Origin of the sequence: Streptomyces griseosporeus, assembly GCF_014656055.1 — a bacterium.
GTDB classification, from domain to species: Bacteria; Actinomycetota; Actinomycetes; order Streptomycetales; family Streptomycetaceae; genus Streptomyces; species Streptomyces griseosporeus.
On sequence record NZ_BNBR01000002.1, the window covers coordinates 439,954 to 462,436 of the forward strand.

Here is a 22,483-nt window from a genome sequence, read left to right on the forward strand (position 1 = left end):
ACTTCGTCCCCGGCCCGCGCTCACACCAAGATCACACGATGCGTTGGTCATGCTCCCGACACGAAGGGGTTTCTCCGTGGCCACCCGCCGGATCTCCCGGACCGCCCTCGCTCCGCTCGCCCTCGCCACCGCGCTGACCGCTCTCGCCGCCCCGGCCGCGCCCCCGGCGCACGCCGCCACGGCGCTGCCCGGCGTCACCCCGCGGGCCGCGACGCCCGCCCTGTACGACGACGCGGCGGGCGGCGGCGCCGACGCCGACGACCCGGCGATCTGGCGCGACGCGGCCGACCCGGACCGCAGCCTGGTGATCGCCACGGCGAAGAAGGGCGGGCTGCGCGTCTACGACCTCGACGCGCGCGAGATCCAGTCGGTCCCGGCGCCCGCCGCGCCCCGCCCCGGCGACGCGCCCGGCCGCTTCAACAACGTCGACCTGGTCCCCGGCATGCGCCTGTCCGGCGGCCGCGCGGACCTCGCGGTGACCACCGACCGCGGCCGGGACCGGCTGCGGGTCTACCGCATCGACCGCGACCGGCCCGGCGGCCCGCTCACCGACGTCACCGACCCGGCCGCGCCCGCCGTCTTCTCCGCCTCCGAGGACGAGGTGAACGAGCAGCGCACCGCCTACGGCCTGGCCACCTGGACCGACCGCGCCACCGGGCGCTCCTACGCCCTGGCAAGCCGGCGCGAGCGCACCCGCCTCGCCCTGCTGGAGCTTCTCGCTCGCCCCGACGGCACCGTCGGCTACCGCACGGTGCGCACCCTGGACCTGCCCTCCGCGTTCCGGCTCCCGGACGGCACGTCCTGGTCGCCGTGTGCCGAGCCCGGGGAACTCCCGCAGGTCGAGGGCATGGTGGTGGACCCGGCCGACGGCACGCTGTACGCCGGCCAGGAGGACGTCGGCATCTGGCGGCTGCGCGCCGACCTCACCGGCACGCCGAAGCTGATCGACCGGGTGCGCGAGTACGGCGTCCCCGCGACCTACGACGAGGCGACCGAGGAGTGCGTGGCCGGGGCCGACCCGGGCTACGGCGGCAAGCACCTCACCGCCGACGTGGAGGGCCTGACGCTGGTCACCGAGGACGACGGCGACGGCCTGCTGCTCGCCTCCAGCCAGGGCGACGACACATTCGCCGCCTACGACCGCGAGGTCTCCGACGCCAACGAGTACGAGGGCGGCTTCCGGGTCGCCGCCGCCTTCGCCTCGCTCGACGGCTCCGAGGAGTGCGACGGCGCCGCCGCGCTCGCCGAGCCGCTCGGCCGGCGCTGGCCGGACGGGCTGCTCGTCGTGCAGGACGGCCACGACAGCCCCGAGGACACCGGCCGCACGGCCACCGGCTTCAAGTTCGTCGACCTCGGGGACGTCACGGACGCCGTCGACGACTGACCCGCGCACCGACACGGACGACGCGGTCACGGGGGGTGTGTGCGACAGCGCGGGCGCGGGCTGGGAGGATGGGGGTATGACGATCAAGACCTACTTCGACATCACCATCAACGGCGAGCCCGCCGGCCGCATCACCTTCAACCTCTTCGACGACGTCGTCCCGAAGACGGCCGAGAACTTCCGTGCCCTGTGCACGGGCGAGAAGGGCTTCGGCTACGAGGGGTCGAGCTTCCACCGCGTCATCCCCGCCTTCATGCTGCAGGGCGGCGACTTCACCCGGGGCAACGGCACCGGCGGCAAGAGCATCTACGGCGAGAAGTTCGCCGACGAGAACTTCCAGCTCAAGCACGACCGGCCGGGCCTGCTGTCCATGGCCAACGCCGGTCCGAACACCAACGGCTCGCAGTTCTTCATCACGACGATCGTCACCGACTGGCTGGACGGCAAGCACGTCGTCTTCGGTGAGGTCGCCGACGAGGAGAGCATGCAGGTCGTGAAGAAGATCGAGGCCCTGGGCAGCCGCAGCGGCGCGACCTCGGCGAAGATCACCATCGCCTCCAGCGGTCAGCTCTGACCCACGCACCGGCCCGGCAGGACCCCGCCCACGGCGGAGTCGTGCCGGGCCGCGGCATGTCCGCGTCCGCTAGCGGGTCCCGTACGGCGGCAGCTGGGCCGGGCTCACCCGCTCCCCCAGCACCTCCACCATGAAGCGGATCAGCCACCGCTGCGCCGGGCTGCGCGAGGACGCGTGCCGGGCGTACAGGGCCACCTCGATCGGCTCCGTCTCGAACGGCAGCCGGACCAGGCGCAGCCGGTGGGAGGTGGTGAAGACCTCGCCGACGAACTCCGGCACGATGGCCATCAGGTCGGTCTGTTCCAGCAGGTAGGGCAGCATCGAGAAGCGGGTGGCGTCCACCACCACCCGGTCCAGCAGGCCGTGCGCGGCCAGCACCGCCCGCGGGGCGACATGGCCGCTCGGGCCGAAGACGGTGGTGTGGTGCTCGGCCGCCAGCTCCTCCATCGTCACGCGGTCGCCCGTGACCCGTGGATGGTCGGCGGCCACCATCCCGACGTAGCGCTCCTGGAAGAGCGGGATCCGCTCGGTGCGGTGCGAGGTGAGCACCGGGGTGGCGACGAAGGCGTCCAGGTCGCCGCGGCGCAGCCGGCTCTCCGCGTCGTCCACGTCGAGTGGCCGGATGGTGAACGCGACCCCCGGCGCCCGCTCCCGGGCCGCCGCCAGCAGCCGCGGCAGCAGCGTCACCTCCCCCAGGTCGGACAGGGCGACGGTGAACCGGCCCGGCATGGTGACCGGGTCGAAGGCGTCGGCCTGGCGCACCGCGCCGTCGATGTCGGCCAGGGCCCGCTGGAGCGGCTCGTACAGGCGGCGGGCGCCCGCGGTGGGGGTCAGGCCGCGCCCGGTGCGGCGGAACAGCTCGTCGTCGAAGTGCCGGCGCAGCTTGGCGAGGCTGTAGCTGACCGTCGGCTGGGTGACGTGCAGCGTGTCGGCGGTCGCCGTGACGCTGCCGGTCTCGTAGAGCAGTACGAAGACCCGGGCGAGATTGAGGTCGAACGTCCGCATATCGAGGGACTCTATATCGGGGCGCGGAAACATCTATTGGTGACCATGTCGCGCGGTGCCTAGCGTGTCCGGCATCACTTCGGCCTCCGGGAAGGAGCGTCCGTGCCGTCCGTGCGCCACGTCACCCACGAGTTCCTGGCTCGTCAGGGGCTCACCACCGTGTTCGGCAACCCCGGCTCCAACGAGCTTCCGTTTCTCTCCGGCCTGCCCGAGGGGTTCCGCTATGTGCTGGGCCTCCATGAGGGTGCCGTCGTCGGCATGGCCGACGGCTATGCACAGGCGACGGGCCGGCCGGTCCTGGTGAACCTGCACGCCGCCTCCGGCTCGGGCAACGCGATGGGCGCCCTGACGAACGCGGTCGCCTCGCGTACCCCGCTGGTGGTGCTGGCCGGGCAGCAGGTCCGCCCGGCCATCGGCCCGGAGGCCAACCTCGCGAATGTCGACGCCGCGGCCCTGATGAAGCCTCTGGTCGGCTGGGCCGCGGAGCCCGCCTGCGCGCAGGACGTCCCGCGTGCGCTGGCCCAGGCGGTGTTCGAGGCGCGGCTGCAGCGGCGGCCGACGTATCTGTCCGTGCCGTACGACGACTGGGACGCGGACGCGGGCCCCGACAGCGCGACGGTGCTCGACCGGCAGGTGCGGCGGGCCGCCACCCCGGACGGGGCGCAGGCCCGCGCCCTGGTGGAGCGGGTGACGGCCGCCCGCCGGCCGGGGCTGGTGCTGGGTGGCGACATGGACACGGACGAGCTGTTCGACGACGTGGTCCGGCTGGCCGAGCGGCTGGGCGGCCCGGTGTGGGCGGCGCCGTCGCTGTTCCGGCTGCCGTTCCCCAACCGGCACCCCCTCTTCCGTGGGGTGCTGCCCGCCGGGATCGCGCCCGTCGCCCAGGCCTTCGAGGGCCACGACCTGGTGCTGGTCCTCGGCGCGCCCGTGTTCCGCTACCACGAGTACCTGCCCGGCCGGTATCTGCCGGAGGGCGCCCGGCTGCTCCAGGTCACCGAGGACGCCTCCGCCGCCGCGCGCGCCCCGATGGGCGAGGCGCTGGTCGCCGACCCCGGGGCCGTCGTCGAGCTGCTGCTCAAGGCGCTGGACCCGCCCGCCGACGCAGCGGAGCCCTACCGTCCGGCGCCCGCGCCGCACACCGGCGAGGGGCCGCGTCTGCACCCCGAGCAGGTCTTCGCCGCGCTGCGCGACACCCAGCCCGGGGACACGGCGTACGTCGTGGAGTCCACCTCGACCAACGCCGCGTGGTGGCGCCAGATGGACCTGCGCCGGCCGGGGTCGTACCACTTCCCGGCGGCGGGCGGGCTCGGCTTCGGCCTGCCGGGCGCGGTCGGTGTCGCGCTGGGCCGGCCGGACCGGCCGGTCGTCGGCGTGGTCGGCGACGGCTCCGCCAACTACGGCGTCACGGCGCTGTGGACGGCGGCGCGGCTGGAGCTGCCGCTGACGGTCGTGCTGCTGCGCAACGGCACCTACGGGGCACTGCGCTGGTTCAGCGATCTGCTGGGCGTGCCGGACGCGCCCGGACTGGACATCCCCGGCCTGGACTTCACCCGGATCGCCGAGGGCTACGGCGTCCCCGCGCGGCACGTCACCGGCGAGGAGGAGCTGCGCGCCGTACTCGCCGAACACCCGGCGGGGCCACGGCTGGTGCAGGTGGACACGACCGTCACCACACCCTCCTGAGCGGCTGCCCACAGCACGACTGCGCGACTTCGCACCTGTGCGACGACTCCCCGATCGAGAAAGGGAACCGATGACACTCCTGGACGACGAGGTCTGGGCCGGGCGGTATCACAGCGACGGCTGGCGGGGCGCCGCCGAGATACGGCCGGTGGTCGAGCCGGCGACCGGCGACGGTCTGGGCGCGGTCGGCCTCGCCACCCCCGGCGACGTGGCCCGGGCCGCCGCCCGGGCCGCCGAGGCGCAGCGCGCGTGGGCGGCCACTCCCCCGCAGGAGCGGGCGGCGGTCCTGCGCCGCGCGGGCGAGCTGTTCACCGCGCACGCCGACGAGATAGCCGACTGGCTGGTGCGGGAGGCCGGTTCGGTGCGGGCGAAGGCCGACTTCGAGGTGCGGCTGGCGCTCGGCGAGTGCTTCGCGTGCGCGGCGCTGCCGGCGCATCCGCAGGGCGAGGTGCTGGCCTCCGAGGAGGCCCGCTGGTCGCTGACCCGGCGGCGGGCCGTCGGCGTGGTGAGCGTCATCTCCCCGTTCAACTTCCCTCTCGTCCTGGGCCTTCGGTCGGTGGCGCCGGCGCTCGCGCTGGGCAACGCCGTCCTGCTGAAGCCGGATCCGCGGACCGCGGTGAGCGGCGGTGTGGTCATCGCCCGGGTCTTCGAGGAGGCGGGGCTGCCGGCCGGGCTGCTGCATCTGCTGCCCGGTGACGGCGCGGTCGGCCAGGCCGTCGTGGAGGCCCCCGAGGTGCGCGTCGTCTCCTTCACGGGCTCCACGGCCGTCGGCCGGGCCATCGGCGAGCGGGCCGGCCGGCTGCTGAAGCGGGCCCATCTCGAACTGGGCGGCAACAGCGCCCTGGTGGTGCTGCCCGGGGCGGACGTGGCGAAGGCGGCCTCCGCGGGCGCCTTCGGCTCGTACCTGCACCAGGGGCAGATCTGCATGACGACGGGCCGGCACCTCGTGCACGAGTCGCTGCGGGAGGAGTACACCGCGGCGCTCGCCGCGAAGGCCGACGCGCTGAAGGTCGGCGACCCGGCCCGCGAGGATGTGGCGCTCGGCCCGCTCATCGACCGCGGTCAGCTGGAGCGCGTGCACCGCATCGTCACCGACAGCGTCGCGGCGGGCGCGGTGCTCGCGGCCGGCGGCGGGATCGACGGAGCCGGCTACCGCGCGACCGTCCTGACCGGCGTCACCCCCGACATGCCGGCCTGGCGGGAGGAGGTCTTCGGCCCGGTGGCCCCCGTCACCGGCTTCTCCACGCTGGAGGAGGCCGCGCGGATCGTCGACGACTGCGAGTACGGGCTGTCCGTCGGCATCCTCGGCGACGTCGGTACGGCGATGAAGCTCGCCGACCTGATCGAGTCGGGGAAGGTCCACATCAACGGGCAGACCGTCGACGACGAACCCCACGCCCCCTTCGGCGGGGTGAAGGCGTCCGGCACCGGGTCCCGCTTCGGCGGCGCCACCGCCAACGTCGAGGCGTTCACGGAGACCCAGTGGGTCACGGTCCGCCCGGACATCGCCGACTACCCGTACTGACCCGCGCCGCGCCCCGCTCCCCGCTCCTCGCTCCTCGCTCCTCGCTCCCACAGCACCGCACCCCCGTTACCGCCGCACGTCCCGTCCCCGTCTCCCGTAGCCGCCCTGGGGGGAAACCGCCATGCCGTCCGCCCTGTCCACACAGTCCGGCACCGCCGGCCGCAACGTCTGGACGGTGGTCCTGTGCTGGATCACCGTCCTGCTCGAGGGATACGACCTCGTCGTCCTCGGCGCCATCATCCCCACCCTGCTGAAGACCCGTCACCTCGGCATGACCGCCGGGGACGCGACGACCGTCGCCACGCTGTCGCTGGTCGGCGTGGCCATCGGCGCGGTCTGTGTCGGCCCGCTGGCCGACCGGCTGGGCCGCCGCCTGCTGCTGATCTCCTCGGTGGTGGTGTTCTCGCTGTTCACGCTGCTGGTGCCGCTCGCCGGGTCGGTCACGGTGTTCGCCGGGCTGCGGCTGCTCGCCGGCCTGGGCCTGGGCGCCTGTATGCCGGTGTCGCTGACGCTGATGGCCGAGCACATGCCGGCCGAGCGGCGGGCCCGGGCCAGCACGCTGACGATGACCGGCTACCACACCGGCGCCGTCATCACCTCGCTGCTCGCCCTGAAGGTCACCGACCACTGGCAGGTCCTGTTCTACGTCCTCGGCGTCGCCGGATTCGTCGTCGCCGCCGTCCAGTGGTTCCGGCTGCCCGAGTCGGAGGCGTTCGTCGCCGCCAAGGAGTCCGCGGCGGCACGGCAGCGGGTGCCGTTCACGGAACTGCTCAAGCCGGCCCACCTGCGGGCGGGCATCGGCATCTGGGTCGCCTCCTTCATGGGGCTGCTGCTGGTCTACGGCCTCAACACCTGGCTGCCCAAGCTGATGAACGACGCCGGCTATCCCGTCCCGACGGCCGTCACCCAGCTGCTGGTGCTGAACGTCGGCGGTGTCGCGGGCCTGGTCCTCGGCGGCTTCGTCGCCGACCGGCGCGGCATCAAGGGCACCACCATGGGCTGGTTCGGGGTGTCGGTGGTGATGCTGGCCTGCCTGAGCGTGCGGATGGACAGCGACCTTCTGCTGGACGTGGTGGTGTTCTTCACGGGCGTGTTCGTCTTCTCCGCGCAGGTTCTGGTCTATGCGTACGTGACGCACTACTACCCGGCGGCCGTGCGCGGCACCGCGCTCGGCTCTGCCTCCGGGATCGGCCGGATCGGCTCCATCGTCGGCCCGTCGGTCACGGGCGCGCTCGTCACCGCCGGCATCGGCCACCCGTGGGGCTTCTACTTCTTCGCGCTGGTCGCCGTCCTCGCCCTGCTGGCGGTCTCGACGCTGCCGGGGCGGGCGCGCGGCGCGGTGGAGCCGGTGGCCGAGCCCGCCGTGTGAGAAGGAGCCGGTGGTCCGATCCCCGCCGGTGACAGGGGCCGCGGTGCAACGCGCCGCGGCCTCTTGGCATCCTTCCGGTCATGACGACGCAGTTCTACGGCCCGCCGTACGGCCCCTACCCGGCCCCGCCGCTCCCCCCGTACCCCGAGCCTCCCCGGCCGGTGGGCGAGCTGCCGTACCACCGGATGGCCCTGGCGACCGGGCGGCACCGCTGGTGGCGGCCGCTGGTGGGGACGGCCGTGGTGACCGTCGGCGTGTTCGTGCTGATGCTGGTGATCGTCGTGGTCTCCGAGGTCGCAGGCGCCGCGCTGGACCGTCCGCTCGACGCCGACGACATGCGCTCCTGGGGCGGCGTCGCCGACACGGCGATCTCGCTGGTGACGATAGCCGTCGCGCTGCCGGTGGTGCTGCTGACCGCGCGCTGGATCCAGGCGCGGCCGGCGGGCACGGTGTCGTCGGTGGCCGGGCGGCTGCGGTGGCGCTGGCTCGCCGGGTGCCTGGCGCTGGCGCTGCCGCTGATCCTTCTGTCGTTCGGGGTGTCGATGCTGATCCCGGAGTCGGGGGACGCGGGCGGTGACGCGCAGGGCATGGACTGGGTGGGCCTGCCCACCTTCCTGTACGGCCTCGCCGCGGTCTGTCTGACGGTGCCGTTCCAGGCGGCGGCCGAGGAGTACGTCTTCCGGGGCTGGCTGGTGCAGGCGGTCGGCGCGTGGGTCCGGTGGCCGTGGATCCCGGTCGTGCCGCAGGCGCTGCTGTTCGCGGCGGCGCACGGCTGGGGCACCGCGTGGGGCTTCGCCGACCTGGTCGTCTTCGGCGTCGTCTGCGCGGTGCTGGCGATCCGCACCGGCGGGCTGGAGGCCGGGATCGCCCTGCACGTGCTGAACAACCTGATCGGGATGGGCGTCGCGGCGGGCATCGCCGGGGCGCTGGAGTCCGACGAGACGGCCGCCGACATGGACTGGGTGGGCGCGGTCGTCGACATCCCGATGGTGCTGCTGTACGCCGCCGCCGTGCTGTGGCTGGCCCAGCGCCGCCGCCTGCGGACGGTGAGCCCGCCCGCGCCGGAGACACCGCCGTCGTACGCCGGACCGGCGGGCACCTGGCCGCCGTACGGCATGCACCCCTACGGCATTCCGCCGTACGGCACGCCGCCGCACACCGGTCCGGTACCCGGGTACGCCCCTCCCCCTCCCCCGGCCGCGCCGCCCGTCGGCCCGGAGGCGGACGCCGGTCCGGAGGCGGGCGGTCAGGTCAGCCGGCCGTCGTCCTGACGGGTGCGCTGGAGCGCCCGTGGCCCCGGCCGGTCAGCTCGGCGTCGAGCGTCTCCTGGGCCACGCGCATGGCCGCGGCGTACTCCGGCTCCCCCAGCCGCCGCCACATCTCCTCCTCGGAGACGCTCTCCACGCGGGCGACGACCCACCAGACGTTCCCGAAGGGGTCCTTGATCCGGCCGCCGCGCATGCCGAAGGCGTCGTTCGCCACCGGCGTGACGACCTGTCCTCCGGCGGCGACGGCCCGGGCGAGGGCCGCGTCGGCGTCGGGGACGAAGACGCGCAGCAGGCTCGGCAGGGCGGGCCAGCCCTCGCGCCGGTCGAAGGCCAGGACGACCGTGTCGCCGACCCGGATCTCGCCGTGTCCGATGGCGCCGTCCTCGGTGGGGACGCGCCCGAGTTCCTCGCCCTCGAACACCTCGGTGACGTAGTCGAGGAAGGCCCCGGTGTCGTCGGTGACCACCCAGGGCGCGACGGTGGTGTAGCCCTCAGGTGCGGCAGTGTGCTGCGGGGACATGGCGGCCCTTTCGACGGTGTCCTTCGGTACGGAACGACCGTAGGCCCCGAGTAGGACACCTTCCGTCCTACTCGGGGCCTCGGTGGCGTCGCGGAGCCTCAGGCGAGTTCGACGAGCAGGTCGCCGCCCTCCACCTGCTGGATGCGATTGATGGCGAGGCGGCCCACCGTGCCGGCCTTGGGGGCGGTGATGGCGGCCTCCATCTTCATCGCCTCGATGGTGGCGACGGTGGCGCCCGCCTCCACCTGGTCGCCCTCGGCGACGGCGAGGGTGACCACGCCGGCGAAGGGGGCGGCGACATGGCCGGGGTTGGACCGGTCGGCCTTCTCGGTGACGGGGACGTCGGAGGCGGCGGCCCGGTCGCGGACCTGGATGGGGCGCAGCTGGCCGTTGAGCGAGGACATCACGGTGCGCATGCCGCGCTCGTCGGCCTCGCCGATCGCCTGCAGCTCGATGAGCAGGCGGACGCCGGGTTCGAGGTCGACGGCGTACTCCTTGCCGGGGCGCAGGCCGTAGAAGAAGTCCTTGCTGTCGAGGACGCTGGTGTCGCCGAAGGCCTGGCGGTGCGTGTCGAACTCGCGGGTCGGGCCGGGGAACAGCAGCCGGTTGAGCGTGGTGCGGCGGTCCTTGGCCAGGCCCTCGCGGTCGTCGTCGGTCAGCTCCTGGACCGGCTTGGCCTCGGCGCGGCCGCGCAGCGCCTTGGTGCGGAACGGCTCGGGCCAGCCGCCGGGCGGGGTGCCCAGCTCGCCGCGGAGGAAGCCGATGACCGAGTCGGGGATGTCGAAGCGGCCGGGTTCCGCCTCGAAGTCCCGCGGGGACACCCCGGCGCCGACCAGGTGCAGGGCGAGGTCGCCGACCACCTTGGAGGACGGGGTGACCTTGACCAGCCGGCCGAGGATGCGGTCGGCGGCGGCGTACATCGCCTCGATCTCCTCGAAGCGGTCGCCGAGGCCGAGCGCGATGGCCTGGGTGCGCAGGTTGGACAGCTGGCCGCCGGGGATCTCGTGGTGGTAGACGCGCCCGGTCGGGGAGGCGAGGCCGGCCTCGAAGGGGGCGTAGACCTTGCGGACGCTCTCCCAGTACGGCTCCAGGTCGCCGACGGCCTGGAGGTCCAGGCCGGTGGGCCGTTCGGAGTGGTCGGTGGCGGCGACGATCGCCGACAGGGACGGCTGGGAGGTCGTGCCGGCCATGGAGGCCACGGCGCCGTCGACGGCGTCCGCGCCTGCCTGGATGGCGGCGAGGTAGGTGGCGAGCTGGCCGCCGGCGGTGTCGTGGGTGTGCAGGTGGACCGGCAGGTCGAACTCGCGGCGCAGCGCGGAGACGAGCGTGGCGGCGGCCGGGGCGCGCAGCAGGCCCGCCATGTCCTTGACGGCGATGACGTGGGCGCCGGCGTCGACGATCTTCTCGGCGAGGCGGAGGTAGTAGTCGAGGGTGTAGAGCCGCTCCGCCGGGTCGGACAGGTCGGAGGTGTAGCAGAGGGCGACCTCGGCGATCGCGGTGCCGGTCTCCCGTACGGCCTGGATGGCGGGGCGCATCTGGTCGACGTCGTTGAGGGCGTCGAAGATGCGGAAGATGTCGATGCCGGTGGCGGCGGCCTCCTGCACGAAGGCGTCGGTGACCTCGGTGGGGTACGGCGTGTAGCCGACGGTGTTGCGGCCGCGCAGCAGCATCTGCAGGCAGATGTTGGGGACCGCCTCGCGCAGGGCGGCCAGCCGCTCCCAGGGGTCCTCGGCGAGGAAGCGCAGGGCGACGTCGTAGGTGGCGCCGCCCCAGCACTCCAGGGAGAGCATCTGCGGCAGGGTGCGGGCGACGACGGGGGCGACGGCGAGCATGTCCTTGGTGCGCACCCGCGTCGCGAGCAGCGACTGGTGGGCGTCGCGGAAGGTGGTGTCGGTGACGCCGATGGTGGGTGACTCGCGCAGCCGGCGGGCGAAGCCCTCGGGGCCGAGTTCGGCGAGGCGCTGCCGGGAGCCGGCCGGTGCGTCCCCGGCGGGCAGCGGGGGCAGTTTGGTCAGCGGGTCGATCAGGTCGGGCCGCTCGCCGTGCGGCTTGTTGACGGTGACGTCGGCGAGGTAGGTGAGCAGCTTGGTGCCGCGGTCCGCGGAGTGACGGGCCGTCAGCAGGTGCGGGCGCTGCTCGATGAAGGAGGTGGTGACCCGGCCGGCCTGGAAGTCCGGGTCGTCCAGGACCGCCTGGAGGAAGGGGATGTTGGTGGCGACGCCGCGGATGCGGAACTCGGCGACCGCGCGCCGGGCGCGGTTGACGGCGGTGGTGAAGTCGCGGCCCCGGCAGGTGAGCTTCACCAGCATGGAGTCGAAGTGCGCGCTGATCTCCGTACCGGCGTGGGTGGTGCCGCCGTCTAGGCGGATGCCGGAGCCGCCGGGTGAGCGGTAGGCGCTGATGCGGCCGGTGTCCGGGCGGAAGCCGTTGGCCGGGTCCTCGGTGGTGATGCGGCACTGCAGGGCCGCGCCGCGCAGCCGGACGGTGTCCTGGGACAGGCCGAGGCCGGCGAGGGTCTCGCCGGCGGCGATGCGCAGCTGGGCCTGGACGAGGTCGACGTCGGTGACCTCTTCGGTGACGGTGTGCTCGACCTGGATGCGCGGGTTCATCTCGATGAAGACGTGGTTGCCGTCGCGGTCGAGGAGGAACTCGACGGTGCCCGCGTTGCGGTAGCCGATCTGCCGGGCGAAGCGGACGGCGTCGGCGCAGATGCGGTCGCGCAGCTCCGGGTCGAGGTTGGGGGCGGGCGCCAGCTCGATGACCTTCTGGTGGCGGCGCTGCACCGAACAGTCGCGTTCGAACAGGTGGATGACGTTGCCCTCGCCGTCGGCGAGGATCTGCACCTCGATGTGGCGGGGTTCGACGACGGCCTTCTCCAGGAAGACCGTGGGGTCGCCGAAGGCGGAGGCCGCCTCGCGGGAGGCGGCCTCGATGGACTCGCGGAGCTGGGCGGGGTCCTCGACGCGGCGCATGCCGCGACCGCCGCCGCCCGCGACGGCCTTGACGAAGACGGGGAAGCCGATGGTGCCGGCGGCGCGGACGAGTTCGTCGACGTCGTTGGAGGGCGCGGAGGAGCCGAGGACGGGGACGCCGGCCTCGCGGGCGGCGGCCACCGCGCGGGCCTTGTTGCCGGTCAGCTCCAGGATGTCGGCGCTCGGTCCGACGAAGGTGATGCCGGCCTCCTCGCAGGCCCGCGCCAGGTCGGGGTTCTCGGAGAGGAAGCCGTAGCCCGGATAGACGGCGTCGGCGCCGGCCTGCCGGGCGGCGCGGACGATCTCCTCGACGGAGAGGTAGGCCCGCACGGGGTGGCCGGGCCGGCCGATCTCGTAGGCCTCGTCGGCCTTCAGCCGGTGCAGCGAGTTGCGGTCCTCGTGGGGGAAGACGGCGACGGTTCGCGCGCCCAGCTCGTAGCCGGCTCGGAACGCGCGAATCGCGATCTCACCGCGGTTGGCGACCAGCACCTTGCGGAACATGTACGACCCCTTCAGCCTGCCGGTGACGGACACCATGGTGTCGGCGGTGTCCCCGGCACGCCATGTGAGCAATTCCACTTGCCGCGCGGGGTGCGGTCAGCTCCCGTGGGTGCTCTCGTGCGGGTCCCGGCGCGTGCCGCCGCCGTACGTGCCGCCGTCCGCGTCCTCCTGACGTGCCGCCGCCGGGCCGGACCGGTGGGCGGCCGTCGTGCCGCGGGCGGCGGCGCGGGCCGGGCCGTCGGGCAGGGTGAAGGCGAGGACGGCGGTGAGCGCGGCGAGCGCGGCCAGGGCCAGATAGGCGTACTGGTACGCGGTCACGGGCGGGTCGGCCGCGGCCGCGCCGGGGGTGCCGAGGACGAGGACGGTGGTGACGGCGGCCGGTGCGAGGGCGCCCCCGGTCTGCCGTACGACGGTGTTCAGGGTGGAGGCCTGGGCGATGTCCGCGCGGGGCAGGGTGGCCAGGGAGGCGACGGTCGTCGGGATGAAGAAGCCGCCGATGGCGATGCCGAAGAGGAACATGTAGGCGCGGAACGTCCACAGGCCGGTGTCCGCGTCGCAGGTGGCGAAGAGCAGCAGGACGGCGCTGACGGCGACGAGGCTGCAGCCGACGATGATCCGCGGTCCGATGCGGGCGTACAGGACGCCGACGGCCTGGACGGTCAGCAGCACGCCGAAGGCCTCGGGGAAGGTGCTGGTGCCCGACTCCAGGGCGCTGCGGCCCTGGGCCTGCTGGAGGAAGAGCGGCCCCAGGTACAGGGCGCCCATGATGGGCACCAGGCCGATCAGGTTGATGAGGTTGGTGTCGCGGAAGAGCCGGTCGGCGAAGAGGCGCAGCTTCAGCAGCGGCGCGGTGGTGCGCAGTTCGACGGCGACGGCGACGGCGAGCAGGACCGCGCCGAGCGCGAGGGCGGTGAGGACCGCCGGGTCGGACCAGCCGCGGTTCGGCCCCTCGCAGACGCCGTACATCAGGGCGCCGAGGGCGGCGGCGCTCAGCAGCAGGCCGGGCAGGTCGAAGCGGCCGGGGCGGGCGCCGCGGCGGCCGGCCAGGAACAGCGCGCCGAACACGACGGCGGGCAGGCCCACGGGCAGGTTGACGTAGAAGACCCAGCGCCAGGAGAGGTGGTCCACGAGCAGACCGCCGACGACGGGTGCGGCGGCCGGGGCTATCTGCTGCGGGACGATCATGTAGCGCTGGAGCCGGACCTGCTCGGCGGTGGTGAAGGTGGCGAACAGCAGGGCGGCGGAGGCCGGGAAGAGCACGCCCGCCGAGACGCCCTGGATCGCGCGGAAGGCGACGAGCTGGCCCAGGTCGGCCGCGGCCCCGCAGAGCAGGGAGGAGGCGAGGAAGCCGGTCATGGCGGTAAGCAGGACGCGTTTGCCGCCGAAGCGCTCCACCAGCCAGGCCGAGGCGGGGATGGCCATGGCCAGGCACACCGGGTAGACCACGACGACGCCGTCCAGGGCGGCGGTGGTCAGGTGGAACTGACGGGCGATCGAGGGGAGCGCCACGGTGGTGATGGCTCCGTCGGCGATGGCGATGAACGTCACGCAGACGCAGACGACCGGGACGACGAGGCGCTGACTCGGGCGGAAGGAACGAGGGGACGACGGACGGGACGCAAGCAGGCGACGAGGCAACGACAACACATGCTGAGCATACTCACTATGCGCGTGCACATAGAATGGGTTTTCCGGTACGGAAAGCGGGGACGGCCATGGCGGTGCACGGCAGCAGCGACATCCTGATCGACGAACTGTTCGAAACGACCCATCGACTGCGTCTGTTCGTCGAGGCGCGGCTGCGCGAGAAGGGGGCGTCGGTGGCCCGGCTGCGGGCGCTGCGGATGCTCGCCCGCGCCGAGGAGCCGCTGCGGATGCGGGACCTGAGCGAGATGACGGGCGTGGCGGCGCGGACGACGACCAGTCTGGTCGACAGCCTGGAGCGGGACGGGCTGGTGGAGCGCGTGCGCCATCCGGAGGACCGGCGGGCGTTCCTGGTGCGCCTGACCGAAGAGGGCGTGACGTGTCACCGGGAGGCGGAGGAGATCGACCGGCTGGCGCTCGCGGAGGCCACGGCGGCCCTGGACGAGGACGACCGGGCCAGGCTGCGCGGTCTGCTCGCCCGCATCCGGGAGGCCACGGCCTGAGGGGGGCGCGGGCGCGCCCCCTAGGGTGGACGGGTCCACGTCCCGTCTCCCCCGCGTCGGAGGACCCCGTGCCCGCCGCCCGTCTCGTCGCCACCGTCGAAGTGCCGCTGGACCCCGGGTCCGCGGACGCGCCCGAGCTTCTGCCTCAGGCGGGGCGCCGGCTCGTCATGCAGCGCGGTGACGCCGAACTCGCCGTGGTGGACGCGGACTCGGGCGAGGCCGTGCGGTTTCCCGCTCCCTGGCCGCGTCGCTTCGGCACGGCCACCGTCTCCCCGGACGGACGTACGGCCGTGTTCGCCGGGACGCACGCGGTGCGCTGCGTGGACGTGTCCGGGGCCGTGCTGTGGGAGGTGCGGCACGGCTGCTGGTCCGGTGAATGCCCCGAGCTGCACCGGGAGTTCGCCGAGTACGCGGACGACCCGGTGGAGCACGGCGGCCGGCCCGACGGCGGTTCGGCCGCCTTCTCCCCCGACGGCAAGCTGGTCTGGGCGCACGTCCTCGGCCCGCTCCCGGACCACGCGGACGCCCTTGCGGACGTGGACGACGAGGACGACGAGTTCTGGCTCGTGCTCGACGCGGCCGACGGCCGGGTGCTGGGCCTCACGGGCACCGGCACGGTGGCCGCCGGCTCGTTCCACACCCCGCACCCCGACCCGGCGCAGATGGGGCTGAGCATCGGCGAGGGCGAGGAGGGCTCGCCGGCACTGTGGGGCCGCTGGGACGGCCGCACGCTGTCCGTGTGCACGGTCGGCGCCGAGACGGTGCTGCTCGACGCGAGCCCGTCCGGCCGGCACCTGCTCGCCACCGACGTGCAGCAGGACGCGCTGTATCTGCGCGCGGCCGAGGACGGCGCGGTCCTGCGGGACCTCGACGCGCACGGCGCCGTACCGGCCCTGCCCGGCGGGGGCCGGGTGTACTGGGACTTCGAGGCGGCGTTCGTCGGCGAGCGCCTGGCCGTCGCCGGCACCACCGCGAGCGACGGCGGACGGCACCCCGCCCGTCACTGGCTGGTGGACACCGCCGGCATGACCCTGCGCGGTGCGGTCGCCTACCCGCGCCCGGTGGCGGGGCCGGTCCGCCCGGCGGGCGGCGGCGCGTGGTGGACGGTGGCCGGGGACGGCACCCGGGTGGAGGTGTGGGAGCCGGCGGACGAGGGCTGACGGACGCGGCGCGGCCCGCCGGTCGCCTCCGGCGGGCCGCGCTCACCGGCCGTGGGTCCCGGGCAGGGCCCGGGACCGGTCGATGCGATGTCCGCCGGTCGAGGCCGGCGCGGTGACCGTCAGCCGATGTGGTAACTGTCGCCGTACACCTTCCAGTCCAGCGGCGTGTCGAGGTTCAGGTTGCCCTCGCGCAGGAAGACCCGCTGGGCCGTGTCGACGCGGCTGGTGTCGCTGTGGGCCTCCTCCTGCTTCATCGCCCACACCCGCGCGTCGAGGAAGGCGTCCAGGTAGGTGACCTCGTCGCCGCCCTGCGCCGGCGGCTGGGCCCGGCGCAGGGCCCGCTTGCGGATGCTGCGGAAGCTCGTCCGGTCGGTGCCGTCGCCGTGCATGACGACGGCGTCGTAGTACGCGAACTGGCCGAGCACGCCGAGCCCGTCCGCCTTGCCCTGCCGGACGGCGGGGTCGAAGTAGACGCGGTCGCGTTCGTCGTTCTGGGCGCGCTGGAACTCGCGGTCGCGGGCGGCCCGGCGCCAGTCGCCCGGGAAGCCGGGGTCCAGGCCCTCGTGGGAGTCGGTGCCGTCGACCCGGCGCAGCGCCGGGAGGTAGCGGGCCAGGACGTTGCCCGGCACGCGCGCGGTGTACAGCTCGACGAGGTCGAGCATGTCGCCGGTACCGGAGCAGAAGCCGATGATGCCGGCGGTGTAGCCGCGTCCGTCGCGGATGTCCTCGATGTAGGGGTACTGCGCCTTCCAGTCGAGCGAGGAGTTCTCCGCGCTCGACACGAGCTGCATGGCGATCTCCTTCTTCGCCGGGTCGTCGAGTCCTGAGGCGGTGGCCGGCGCGGCGCCGGCGGGGGCGGTGGGGAGTGCGGCGGCCCGGGGGGCCGCGAGCACCGGGGCGGCGGCGACGGCCGCCAGCAGGGTGAGAGCCGTCCTGCGGCTGGCATGCATCACGGGGACTCCAAGGGAGTGTGGGGGGTGGGGAGTTGGTCCGTACCTGCACTGTTAGTAAAGTTTCCTATCAGGCCTTGAGGGAGGCGTCACGAGGCGGCGCGGAAGTTCGTAGCTTCGAACGAGAGGCATCCTTGCGGCGGCGCAGGCCGAACGCCGCGAGCACCGCGGCGAGCAGGGCCGCGGAGAACGGCACCGCCAGGGCCGCCCGGTAGCCGTCGAGCAGGTCGGCGGGGGCCGGGGACGCCGTGGCGGCGACGTTGACGGCGGTGACCGCGGAGAGGCCGAGGGCCGCGCCGAACTGGAAGGACGTGTAGAGCAGTCCGCCGGCCAGGCCCTGCTCCTCCTCCCGGACGCCCTCGGTGGCGACGATGGTGAGCGGGCCGTAGGCGAGGGCGAACGCGAGGCCGACGAGGATCAGGCCGGGGAGCATCACGAGGTACGTCCAGTCCGCCCCCAGGGGCAGGAACAGCGCGTAGGCCAGGGCGGCCAGCAGCAGCCCGGCGAGGATGACGCGGGCGTTGCCGAAGCGGCGCACGAGCCTGGGCGTCAGGACCGGGGAGAGGATCGCGTCGATGCCGGCGACGACCATGGCGAGGCTGGTCCGCAGGGTCGACCAGCCGCGCAGCTCCTGCAGGTAGAGCACGAGCACGAACTGGAAGCCGAAGAAGCCGCCCGCGAAGAGCAGCCCGACGAGGTTGGCCCGCACGAGCGGGGCGCTGCGCAGGAGGCCGAGACGGACCAGCGGGGCCGCCGTACGGCGTTCGACGGCGACGAACACGGCGAGCAGGGCGAGGCCGGCGGCGAGTGTGCCGGCGGTCCCGGCGAGACCGGTGTGCGCGGCGCGTTCGACGCCGAGGACGAGCAGGACGACCGCGGCGGTGACGGTGAGGGCACCTGCCAGGTCCAGGCGCTGCCCGGTGCGGTCGGGCGGCGCCTGCCGGGGCACGAGGGCGAGCGCCGCGACCAGGACGACGGCGGAGAGCAGCACCGGCGCGAAGAACACCCAGCGCCAGCCGATCGTGGTGAGCAGCCCGCCGGCGACCAGGCCGATGGAGAAGCCCCCGGCGGCGGTGCCGGAGTAGAACAGCAGGGCCTTGGTGCGCCGGGGCCCCTCCGCGAAGCCGGTCGTGATGATCGACAGGCCGGCCGGGGTCATGAAGGCGGCGGCGACGCCGCTGACGAACCGGGCGGCGATGAGCGTCCGTTCCTCGGTGGCGAGGCCGCCCAGCCCGGAGAAGAGCAGGAAGACCAGGAGCCAGAGGACGAACATCCGGCGCCGCCCGAAGAGGTCGGCGGCGCGCCCGCCGACCAGCATGAAGCCGCCGTATCCGAGGACGTAGGCGCTCATGACCCAGTGCAGGGAGCCGGTGGACAGGCCCAGGTCGGCGCGGATGGACGGCAGGGCGACGTTGAGCATCGCCACGTCGATGCCCTCCAGGAAGATCGCCCCGCACAGGACGAGCAGGACGCCCCACTCGCGTGCGCTGAAGGCGCCCTGTGATGGCGGTGTACTCAGGTCTGTTCCGCTCACGTCTGTTCCTCGGGAGAAGGGGGATCGGAAGGTCTCCTCACCCTCGGCCGGGGCGCGACGGGGAACAACGGCGAAGATCGCAACGTTCGTTCAGCCAGGCTTACCGATCCGCGGGACCTGGGAGAACGCCGATGGAGCGCGATGAACTGGAGTGTTTCCTGCTGCTCGCGCAGGAGCTGCACTTCGGCCGTACGGCCGAGCGGATGCGGCTGTCCCGGGCCCGGGTGAGCCAGCTCGTGCAGCGGCTCGAACGCCGCGTCGGGGCGCCGCTGTTCACACGGACCAGCCGCCGGGTCGCGCTCACCGCGATCGGCCGGCAGCTGCGTGCCGACCTCGAACCGCACCACCGGGCGATCGAGGCCGCGCTGGAGCGGGCCGCCGCGACCGCCCGCGGCATCGACACACGGCTGTTCGTCGGCTTCGGGCACCCGCTGACCGGCGAGATCGTCCTGAAGGCGGCGGAGGCGCTGCGCGTGACGCGCCCCGGGCTCGCCGTGGAGATCTGCGAGGTGCCGCTGGCCGATCCGTACGGGCTGCTGCGCAAGGGCGAGTTCGACGTCCAGGTCAACGAACTCCCGGTGCGGGAGGGCGACCTGGGCCTGAGCCCGGTGCTGTGCACCGAGGAGCGGGTGCTCGCGGTGGCCGCCGGACATCCGCTCGCCGCCCGGAGCGCCGTCTCGCTGGAGGATCTGGCGGACGTGCCGCTGCTGACGATCGACGGGGACGTGCCCGGCTACTGGCGGGAGCACCACGCCCCGGCCCGCACGCCGAGCGGCCGTCCGATCGCCCGCGGTCCCGCCGTGACCAACATGCAGGAGGCGCTGATGCTGGTCGCCGGCGGCCGGGGCGCGCTGCCGGTCCCCGCGCACACGGCGACCTACCACGCCCGCCCCGGGGTCGCCTACGTCCCCCTCACGGACGTGGCACCGACCGCGTACGCCCTGCTGTGGCGGGCCGCGGACGTCACGCCGGCGGTACGTGACTTCGCCCGGGCCGCCCGTGACGCGGCGGCGGAGGTGACGCGGGAGCGGACCCGGCGGACGGCGGTGCCCGCGCCGTCCCTGGGGTGAGCCCGTCACCCCGGCAGGCGGGCGACGTCCGACCGGCGGCGTACCTGGGAGTCTCGGACGATGAGGTGACGCGGGAGCGGACCCGGCGGACGGCGGTGCCCGCGCCGTCCCTGGGGTGAGCCCGTCACCTCGGCAGCCGGGCGACGTCTGACCGGCGGCGCACCCTGGGGGTCTCGGACGATCGATAGGATGCGCCATATCGCTCAAACGAACACTCCGGGTCGGGAGGCCTCGTGCGGGAGCCGGTCGATGTCAGGCGGCAGCGGATTCTGGCCGCGGTGCAGGCCCGCGGCAGCGCGCGGGTCAGCGATCTCGCCGCCGAACTGCAGGTGTCGGTGGTGACGGTGCGCCGCGACGTGGAGGAGCTGACCCGGGAGGGCAGGCTGCGCCGCGGGCACGGCGTGGTGCGCTCCACGCTGGCGGCCGAGGAGCTGCCGACGCGGCGTGCGGCGGAGGGCGACCCGGTGGCCGTCGTGGTGCCGGAGCGGCACTCGTACCTGTCGGAGACGCTGCACGGGGCGCGTTCGGTGCTGGAGGCGGCCGGGCTGCGCATCGCGCTGCACATCGCGCCGCAGGTGGCGGGCGCCGAGCGGCCGTTGGTGGAGCGGGCGCTGGCGGACGGGGCGCGGGGGCTGCTGCTGGCGCCGCGCTGGCGCAGCCGGGCCGGGGAGGAGGCCGACCAGGAGTGGCTGGCGGCGCTGGACGTGCCGGCGGCGCTGATGGAGCGGCGTCCGCGGCCGGGCAGCCCGCTGCACGCGATGGACTCGGTCTGCTCCGACCACTGGTACGGCGCCCATCTGGCGGTCGAGCATCTGGTCGGGCTGGGGCACCGGCGGATCGTGTTCGCCACCCGCGACGACAGTCCCACCGCCCGTACGCTGCGGGCCGCCTTCGCCGGGATCGCCGCCGCCCACCCGCTGGTGGAGGCGTGGGCGTGGGCGCTGAGCGCGGCGGAGGCCGGGCACGACGGGCCGTACACCGACGAGGAGACGGCGGAGCTGCCGGAGCTGCTGCGCCGGACCGGGGCGACGGCGGCGGTGCTGCACGGGGACGTGGACGCGCTGATGCTGGTGCAGCGGCTGGCGGACAGCGGGGTGCGGGTGCCGCAGGACTGCTCGGTGGTGGCCTACGACGACGTGGTCGCGGGTCTCGGCATCACGCCGCTGACGGCGGTGGCGCCGCCCAAGGCGGAGGTCGGCCGGGTCGCCGCCCGGCTGCTGCTGGAGCGGCTGGACCCGGAGCGGGCCGCGGGCCCGTCGGTGCGCCGGGTGGAACTCCTGCCGACGCTGACCGTCCGCGGGTCGACACAGAGTCCGTCCGAGGACCCCCAAGGCTCTCGATGAGCGTTTGATCGTTTCATTTTCTTCTGAGCGATCTATTGACCGTTCGCTCTGTGGCGATGAGGATTCCCGTGTCCCCAACAGCCGTGTCCGACGACACGCAGGAGCCGCGGGAGGCGCCATGCCCGGTCGACGCAGCCGTCGATCGGTGCTCGCCGCGATGACCGCCGCGCCGCTGACAGGAGCCGTGAGCGCCTGCAGCGGCGGCGGAGGCGGCCGGTCGCGCAGCACCAGCAAGACCACGCGCATCACCTTCTGGTCCGCGCTGCGCGGCAGCCGGGAGGTGGTCGACGCCTTCAACCGCACCCACGACCGCGTCCAGGTCGACTTCCAGCAGATCCCCGCCGGCGGGCAGGGCGGCTACGCCAAGCTCAGCAACGCCGCCCGGGCCGGCAACGCGCCCGACGTCGCCACGATCGAGTACCCGCAGGTGCCGGGCTTCGCCATCGACGGCGTCGCCCGCGACATCACCGGCCTGCTCAGCGACGCGCTGCGGGCCAGGCTGCTGCCGCAGGCGCTCGGCCTGACCACCTTCCAGGGCCGGACGTTCAGCGTGCCGCTGGACGTCGAGCCGATGGTCCTGCACTACCGCGCCGACCTGTTCGAACGGTACGGCTTCCGGGTGCCGCGTACCTGGGAGGAGTTCGCGGAGCTGGCGGCGGCCGTACGGCGCCGGGCGCCGGAGCGGCGGCTGGCGCTGTTCCCGACCGACGGGATGCCGCACTTCGCCGCCTGGGCCTGGCAGGCCGGCGCGCACTGGTTCGACACCTCGCGCGGCGCCTGGAACGTCTCCCTCGCCGACGCGCCCACCCGGCGTGTGGCGGCGTACTGGCAGCGCCTCATCGACCGCGGCGACGTCTTCGCCAACGGCGTCGAGAGCCGGCAGGCCGACGCGCAGATCGGCGACGGGCTGGTGCTCACCCGGCTCAGCGGCGCGTGGGACGCCGGCGCGCAGATGAAAGCCCGGCCCGCGCAGAAGGGCCGGTGGCGGATCGCGCCGCTGCCGCAGTGGGACGAGAAACGGCCGTACGTGGGCACGCACGGCGGTTCCACCTTCGCCGTCACCAAGGACTGCCGGCATCCCGAGGCCGCCATGGAGTTCATCGAGTGGCAGGTCTCGCACCCCGACGCGCTGCGCGCCCGCCTGTCCAGCGGCACCAGCAGCCAGTACCCGGCCGCCTCCGCGCTGGTCGCCGTGGGCAGGGAGGCGTTCGACCGGTCGTACTACGGCGGGCAGGACATCTACACCCTGTTCCGGCAGGAGGCGGCGAAGATCCGCGACGGCTGGGTGTGGGGGCCGCGGATGAGCGCCACGCAGAAGGTCATGCAGGACGCCTTCGCCCGCGTCGGCGCCGGCCAGGGCTCCCTCGTCGACGCGGTCCGCGCCGCGCAGGACGGCACCATGCCCGACCTGAGGGCCCTGGGCCTGACGACCACCCAGCACAGCACCTGAGCCACCGGCCCAGCACCTGAGCCGCCCC

Annotated in this window: 17 protein-coding genes; 11 read left to right on the forward strand and 6 right to left on the reverse strand. The window is 74.1% G+C overall.

The window, feature by feature from the left end; all coding sequences use genetic code 11:
* Positions 1 to 76: 76 nt before the first annotated feature.
* Both IE308_RS10990 and IE308_RS10995 read left to right on the forward strand, forming a co-directional pair.
* Positions 77 to 1,384 (forward strand): phytase, encoded by a 1,308-nt coding sequence (locus IE308_RS10990; protein WP_229908826.1) that lies wholly within the window; start codon positions 77 to 79, stop codon positions 1,382 to 1,384.
* Positions 1,385 to 1,460: 76 nt separating this feature from the next.
* On the forward strand, positions 1,461 to 1,958 hold the full coding sequence (locus tag IE308_RS10995) for a peptidylprolyl isomerase (RefSeq protein WP_110626172.1): 498 nt from the start codon (positions 1,461 to 1,463) through the stop codon (positions 1,956 to 1,958).
* Between the two features lie 69 nt (positions 1,959 to 2,027).
* On the opposite strand, the gene IE308_RS11000 is transcribed toward IE308_RS10995, so the two are convergent.
* The gene (locus IE308_RS11000; RefSeq protein WP_190217728.1) at positions 2,028 to 2,963 is read right to left on the reverse strand and encodes a LysR family transcriptional regulator; all 936 of its coding nucleotides are present in this window, start codon (positions 2,961 to 2,963) and stop codon (positions 2,028 to 2,030) included.
* Between the two features lie 102 nt (positions 2,964 to 3,065).
* On the opposite strand from IE308_RS11000, the gene mdlC reads away from it, so the two are divergent.
* From mdlC to IE308_RS11020, 4 genes are all read left to right on the forward strand, one after another.
* Positions 3,066 to 4,646, forward strand: coding sequence for a benzoylformate decarboxylase (gene mdlC / locus IE308_RS11005; protein WP_190217729.1), 1,581 nt, complete (start codon positions 3,066 to 3,068; stop codon positions 4,644 to 4,646).
* A gap of 70 nt (positions 4,647 to 4,716) precedes the next feature.
* A complete protein-coding gene (locus IE308_RS11010) occupies positions 4,717 to 6,171 on the forward strand; it encodes an aldehyde dehydrogenase family protein (RefSeq protein ID WP_190217730.1) in 1,455 nt (484 codons plus the stop codon).
* A gap of 121 nt (positions 6,172 to 6,292) precedes the next feature.
* Positions 6,293 to 7,540, forward strand: coding sequence for an MFS transporter (locus IE308_RS11015; RefSeq protein ID WP_190217731.1), 1,248 nt, complete (start codon positions 6,293 to 6,295; stop codon positions 7,538 to 7,540).
* 80 nt (positions 7,541 to 7,620) lie between these two features.
* Complete coding sequence (locus IE308_RS11020) at positions 7,621 to 8,811, forward strand: CPBP family intramembrane glutamic endopeptidase (RefSeq protein WP_229908827.1); 1,191 nt, start codon at positions 7,621 to 7,623, stop codon at positions 8,809 to 8,811.
* Here the strand turns inward: IE308_RS11020 and IE308_RS11025 are convergent.
* The 3 genes from IE308_RS11025 to IE308_RS11035 all read right to left on the reverse strand — a co-directional run bounded on the left by IE308_RS11025 (position 8,792) and on the right by IE308_RS11035 (position 14,349).
* Positions 8,792 to 9,328, reverse strand: a complete 537-nt coding sequence (locus IE308_RS11025) for a VOC family protein (protein WP_190217732.1) — start codon at positions 9,326 to 9,328, stop codon at positions 8,792 to 8,794. The two genes, IE308_RS11020 and IE308_RS11025, sit on opposite strands and share 20 nt — an antisense overlap.
* Before the next feature lie 98 nt (positions 9,329 to 9,426).
* Positions 9,427 to 12,801: a pyruvate carboxylase gene (locus tag IE308_RS11030; protein ID WP_190218277.1), complete on the reverse strand. Its 3,375-nt coding sequence runs from the start codon at positions 12,799 to 12,801 to the stop codon at positions 9,427 to 9,429.
* A gap of 96 nt (positions 12,802 to 12,897) precedes the next feature.
* Positions 12,898 to 14,349, reverse strand: a complete 1,452-nt coding sequence (locus IE308_RS11035; protein ID WP_229908828.1) for a DHA2 family efflux MFS transporter permease subunit — start codon at positions 14,347 to 14,349, stop codon at positions 12,898 to 12,900.
* 167 nt (positions 14,350 to 14,516) lie between these two features.
* On the opposite strand from IE308_RS11035, the gene IE308_RS11040 reads away from it, so the two are divergent.
* Together IE308_RS11040 and IE308_RS11045 are read left to right on the forward strand one after the other, a co-directional pair.
* Entirely contained in the window at positions 14,517 to 14,948 is a 432-nt protein-coding gene (locus tag IE308_RS11040) for a MarR family winged helix-turn-helix transcriptional regulator (protein WP_190217733.1), read from the forward strand.
* Positions 14,949 to 15,016: 68 nt separating this feature from the next.
* Entirely contained in the window at positions 15,017 to 16,108 is a 1,092-nt protein-coding gene (locus IE308_RS11045; RefSeq protein ID WP_190217734.1) for a TolB-like translocation protein, read from the forward strand.
* A gap of 119 nt (positions 16,109 to 16,227) precedes the next feature.
* Here IE308_RS11045 and IE308_RS11050 read toward each other — a convergent pair whose 3' ends face one another.
* On the reverse strand, positions 16,228 to 17,058 hold the full coding sequence (locus IE308_RS11050; RefSeq protein WP_190218278.1) for a chitosanase: 831 nt from the start codon (positions 17,056 to 17,058) through the stop codon (positions 16,228 to 16,230).
* 70 nt (positions 17,059 to 17,128) lie between these two features.
* On the reverse strand, positions 17,129 to 18,592 hold the full coding sequence (locus tag IE308_RS11055; RefSeq protein ID WP_229908829.1) for an MFS transporter: 1,464 nt from the start codon (positions 18,590 to 18,592) through the stop codon (positions 17,129 to 17,131).
* Positions 18,593 to 18,723: 131 nt separating this feature from the next.
* Here IE308_RS11055 and IE308_RS11060 point away from each other — a divergent pair, with 131 nt between their 5' ends.
* The 3 genes from IE308_RS11060 to IE308_RS11070 all read left to right on the forward strand — a co-directional run bounded on the left by IE308_RS11060 (position 18,724) and on the right by IE308_RS11070 (position 22,455).
* A complete protein-coding gene (locus tag IE308_RS11060) occupies positions 18,724 to 19,662 on the forward strand; it encodes a LysR family transcriptional regulator (RefSeq protein ID WP_190217735.1) in 939 nt (312 codons plus the stop codon).
* 233 nt (positions 19,663 to 19,895) lie between these two features.
* The gene (locus tag IE308_RS11065) at positions 19,896 to 21,005 is read left to right on the forward strand and encodes a substrate-binding domain-containing protein (protein WP_190217736.1); all 1,110 of its coding nucleotides are present in this window, start codon (positions 19,896 to 19,898) and stop codon (positions 21,003 to 21,005) included.
* Between the two features lie 118 nt (positions 21,006 to 21,123).
* On the forward strand, positions 21,124 to 22,455 hold the full coding sequence (locus tag IE308_RS11070) for an ABC transporter substrate-binding protein (RefSeq protein WP_190217737.1): 1,332 nt from the start codon (positions 21,124 to 21,126) through the stop codon (positions 22,453 to 22,455).
* The last annotated feature ends 28 nt before the right edge of the window (positions 22,456 to 22,483 follow it).

Bases quoted from the DNA above. Each gene is read 5' to 3' on its own strand.
- IE308_RS10995 (WP_110626172.1), top strand. From the start codon at position 1,461: ATGACGATCAAGACCTACTTCGACATCACCATCAACGGCGAGCCCGCC.
- IE308_RS11000 (WP_190217728.1), bottom strand. From the start codon at position 2,963: ATGCGGACGTTCGACCTCAATCTCGCCCGGGTCTTCGTACTGCTCTAC.
- IE308_RS11010 (WP_190217730.1), top strand. From the start codon at position 4,717: ATGACACTCCTGGACGACGAGGTCTGGGCCGGGCGGTATCACAGCGAC.
- IE308_RS11015 (WP_190217731.1), top strand. From the start codon at position 6,293: ATGCCGTCCGCCCTGTCCACACAGTCCGGCACCGCCGGCCGCAACGTC.
- IE308_RS11020 (WP_229908827.1), top strand. From the start codon at position 7,621: ATGACGACGCAGTTCTACGGCCCGCCGTACGGCCCCTACCCGGCCCCG.
- IE308_RS11025 (WP_190217732.1), bottom strand. From the start codon at position 9,328: ATGTCCCCGCAGCACACTGCCGCACCTGAGGGCTACACCACCGTCGCG.
- IE308_RS11030 (WP_190218277.1), bottom strand. From the start codon at position 12,801: ATGTTCCGCAAGGTGCTGGTCGCCAACCGCGGTGAGATCGCGATTCGC.
- IE308_RS11040 (WP_190217733.1), top strand. From the start codon at position 14,517: ATGGCGGTGCACGGCAGCAGCGACATCCTGATCGACGAACTGTTCGAA.
- IE308_RS11050 (WP_190218278.1), bottom strand. From the start codon at position 17,058: ATGCATGCCAGCCGCAGGACGGCTCTCACCCTGCTGGCGGCCGTCGCC.
- IE308_RS11060 (WP_190217735.1), top strand. From the start codon at position 18,724: ATGGAGCGCGATGAACTGGAGTGTTTCCTGCTGCTCGCGCAGGAGCTG.
- IE308_RS11070 (WP_190217737.1), top strand. From the start codon at position 21,124: ATGCCCGGTCGACGCAGCCGTCGATCGGTGCTCGCCGCGATGACCGCC.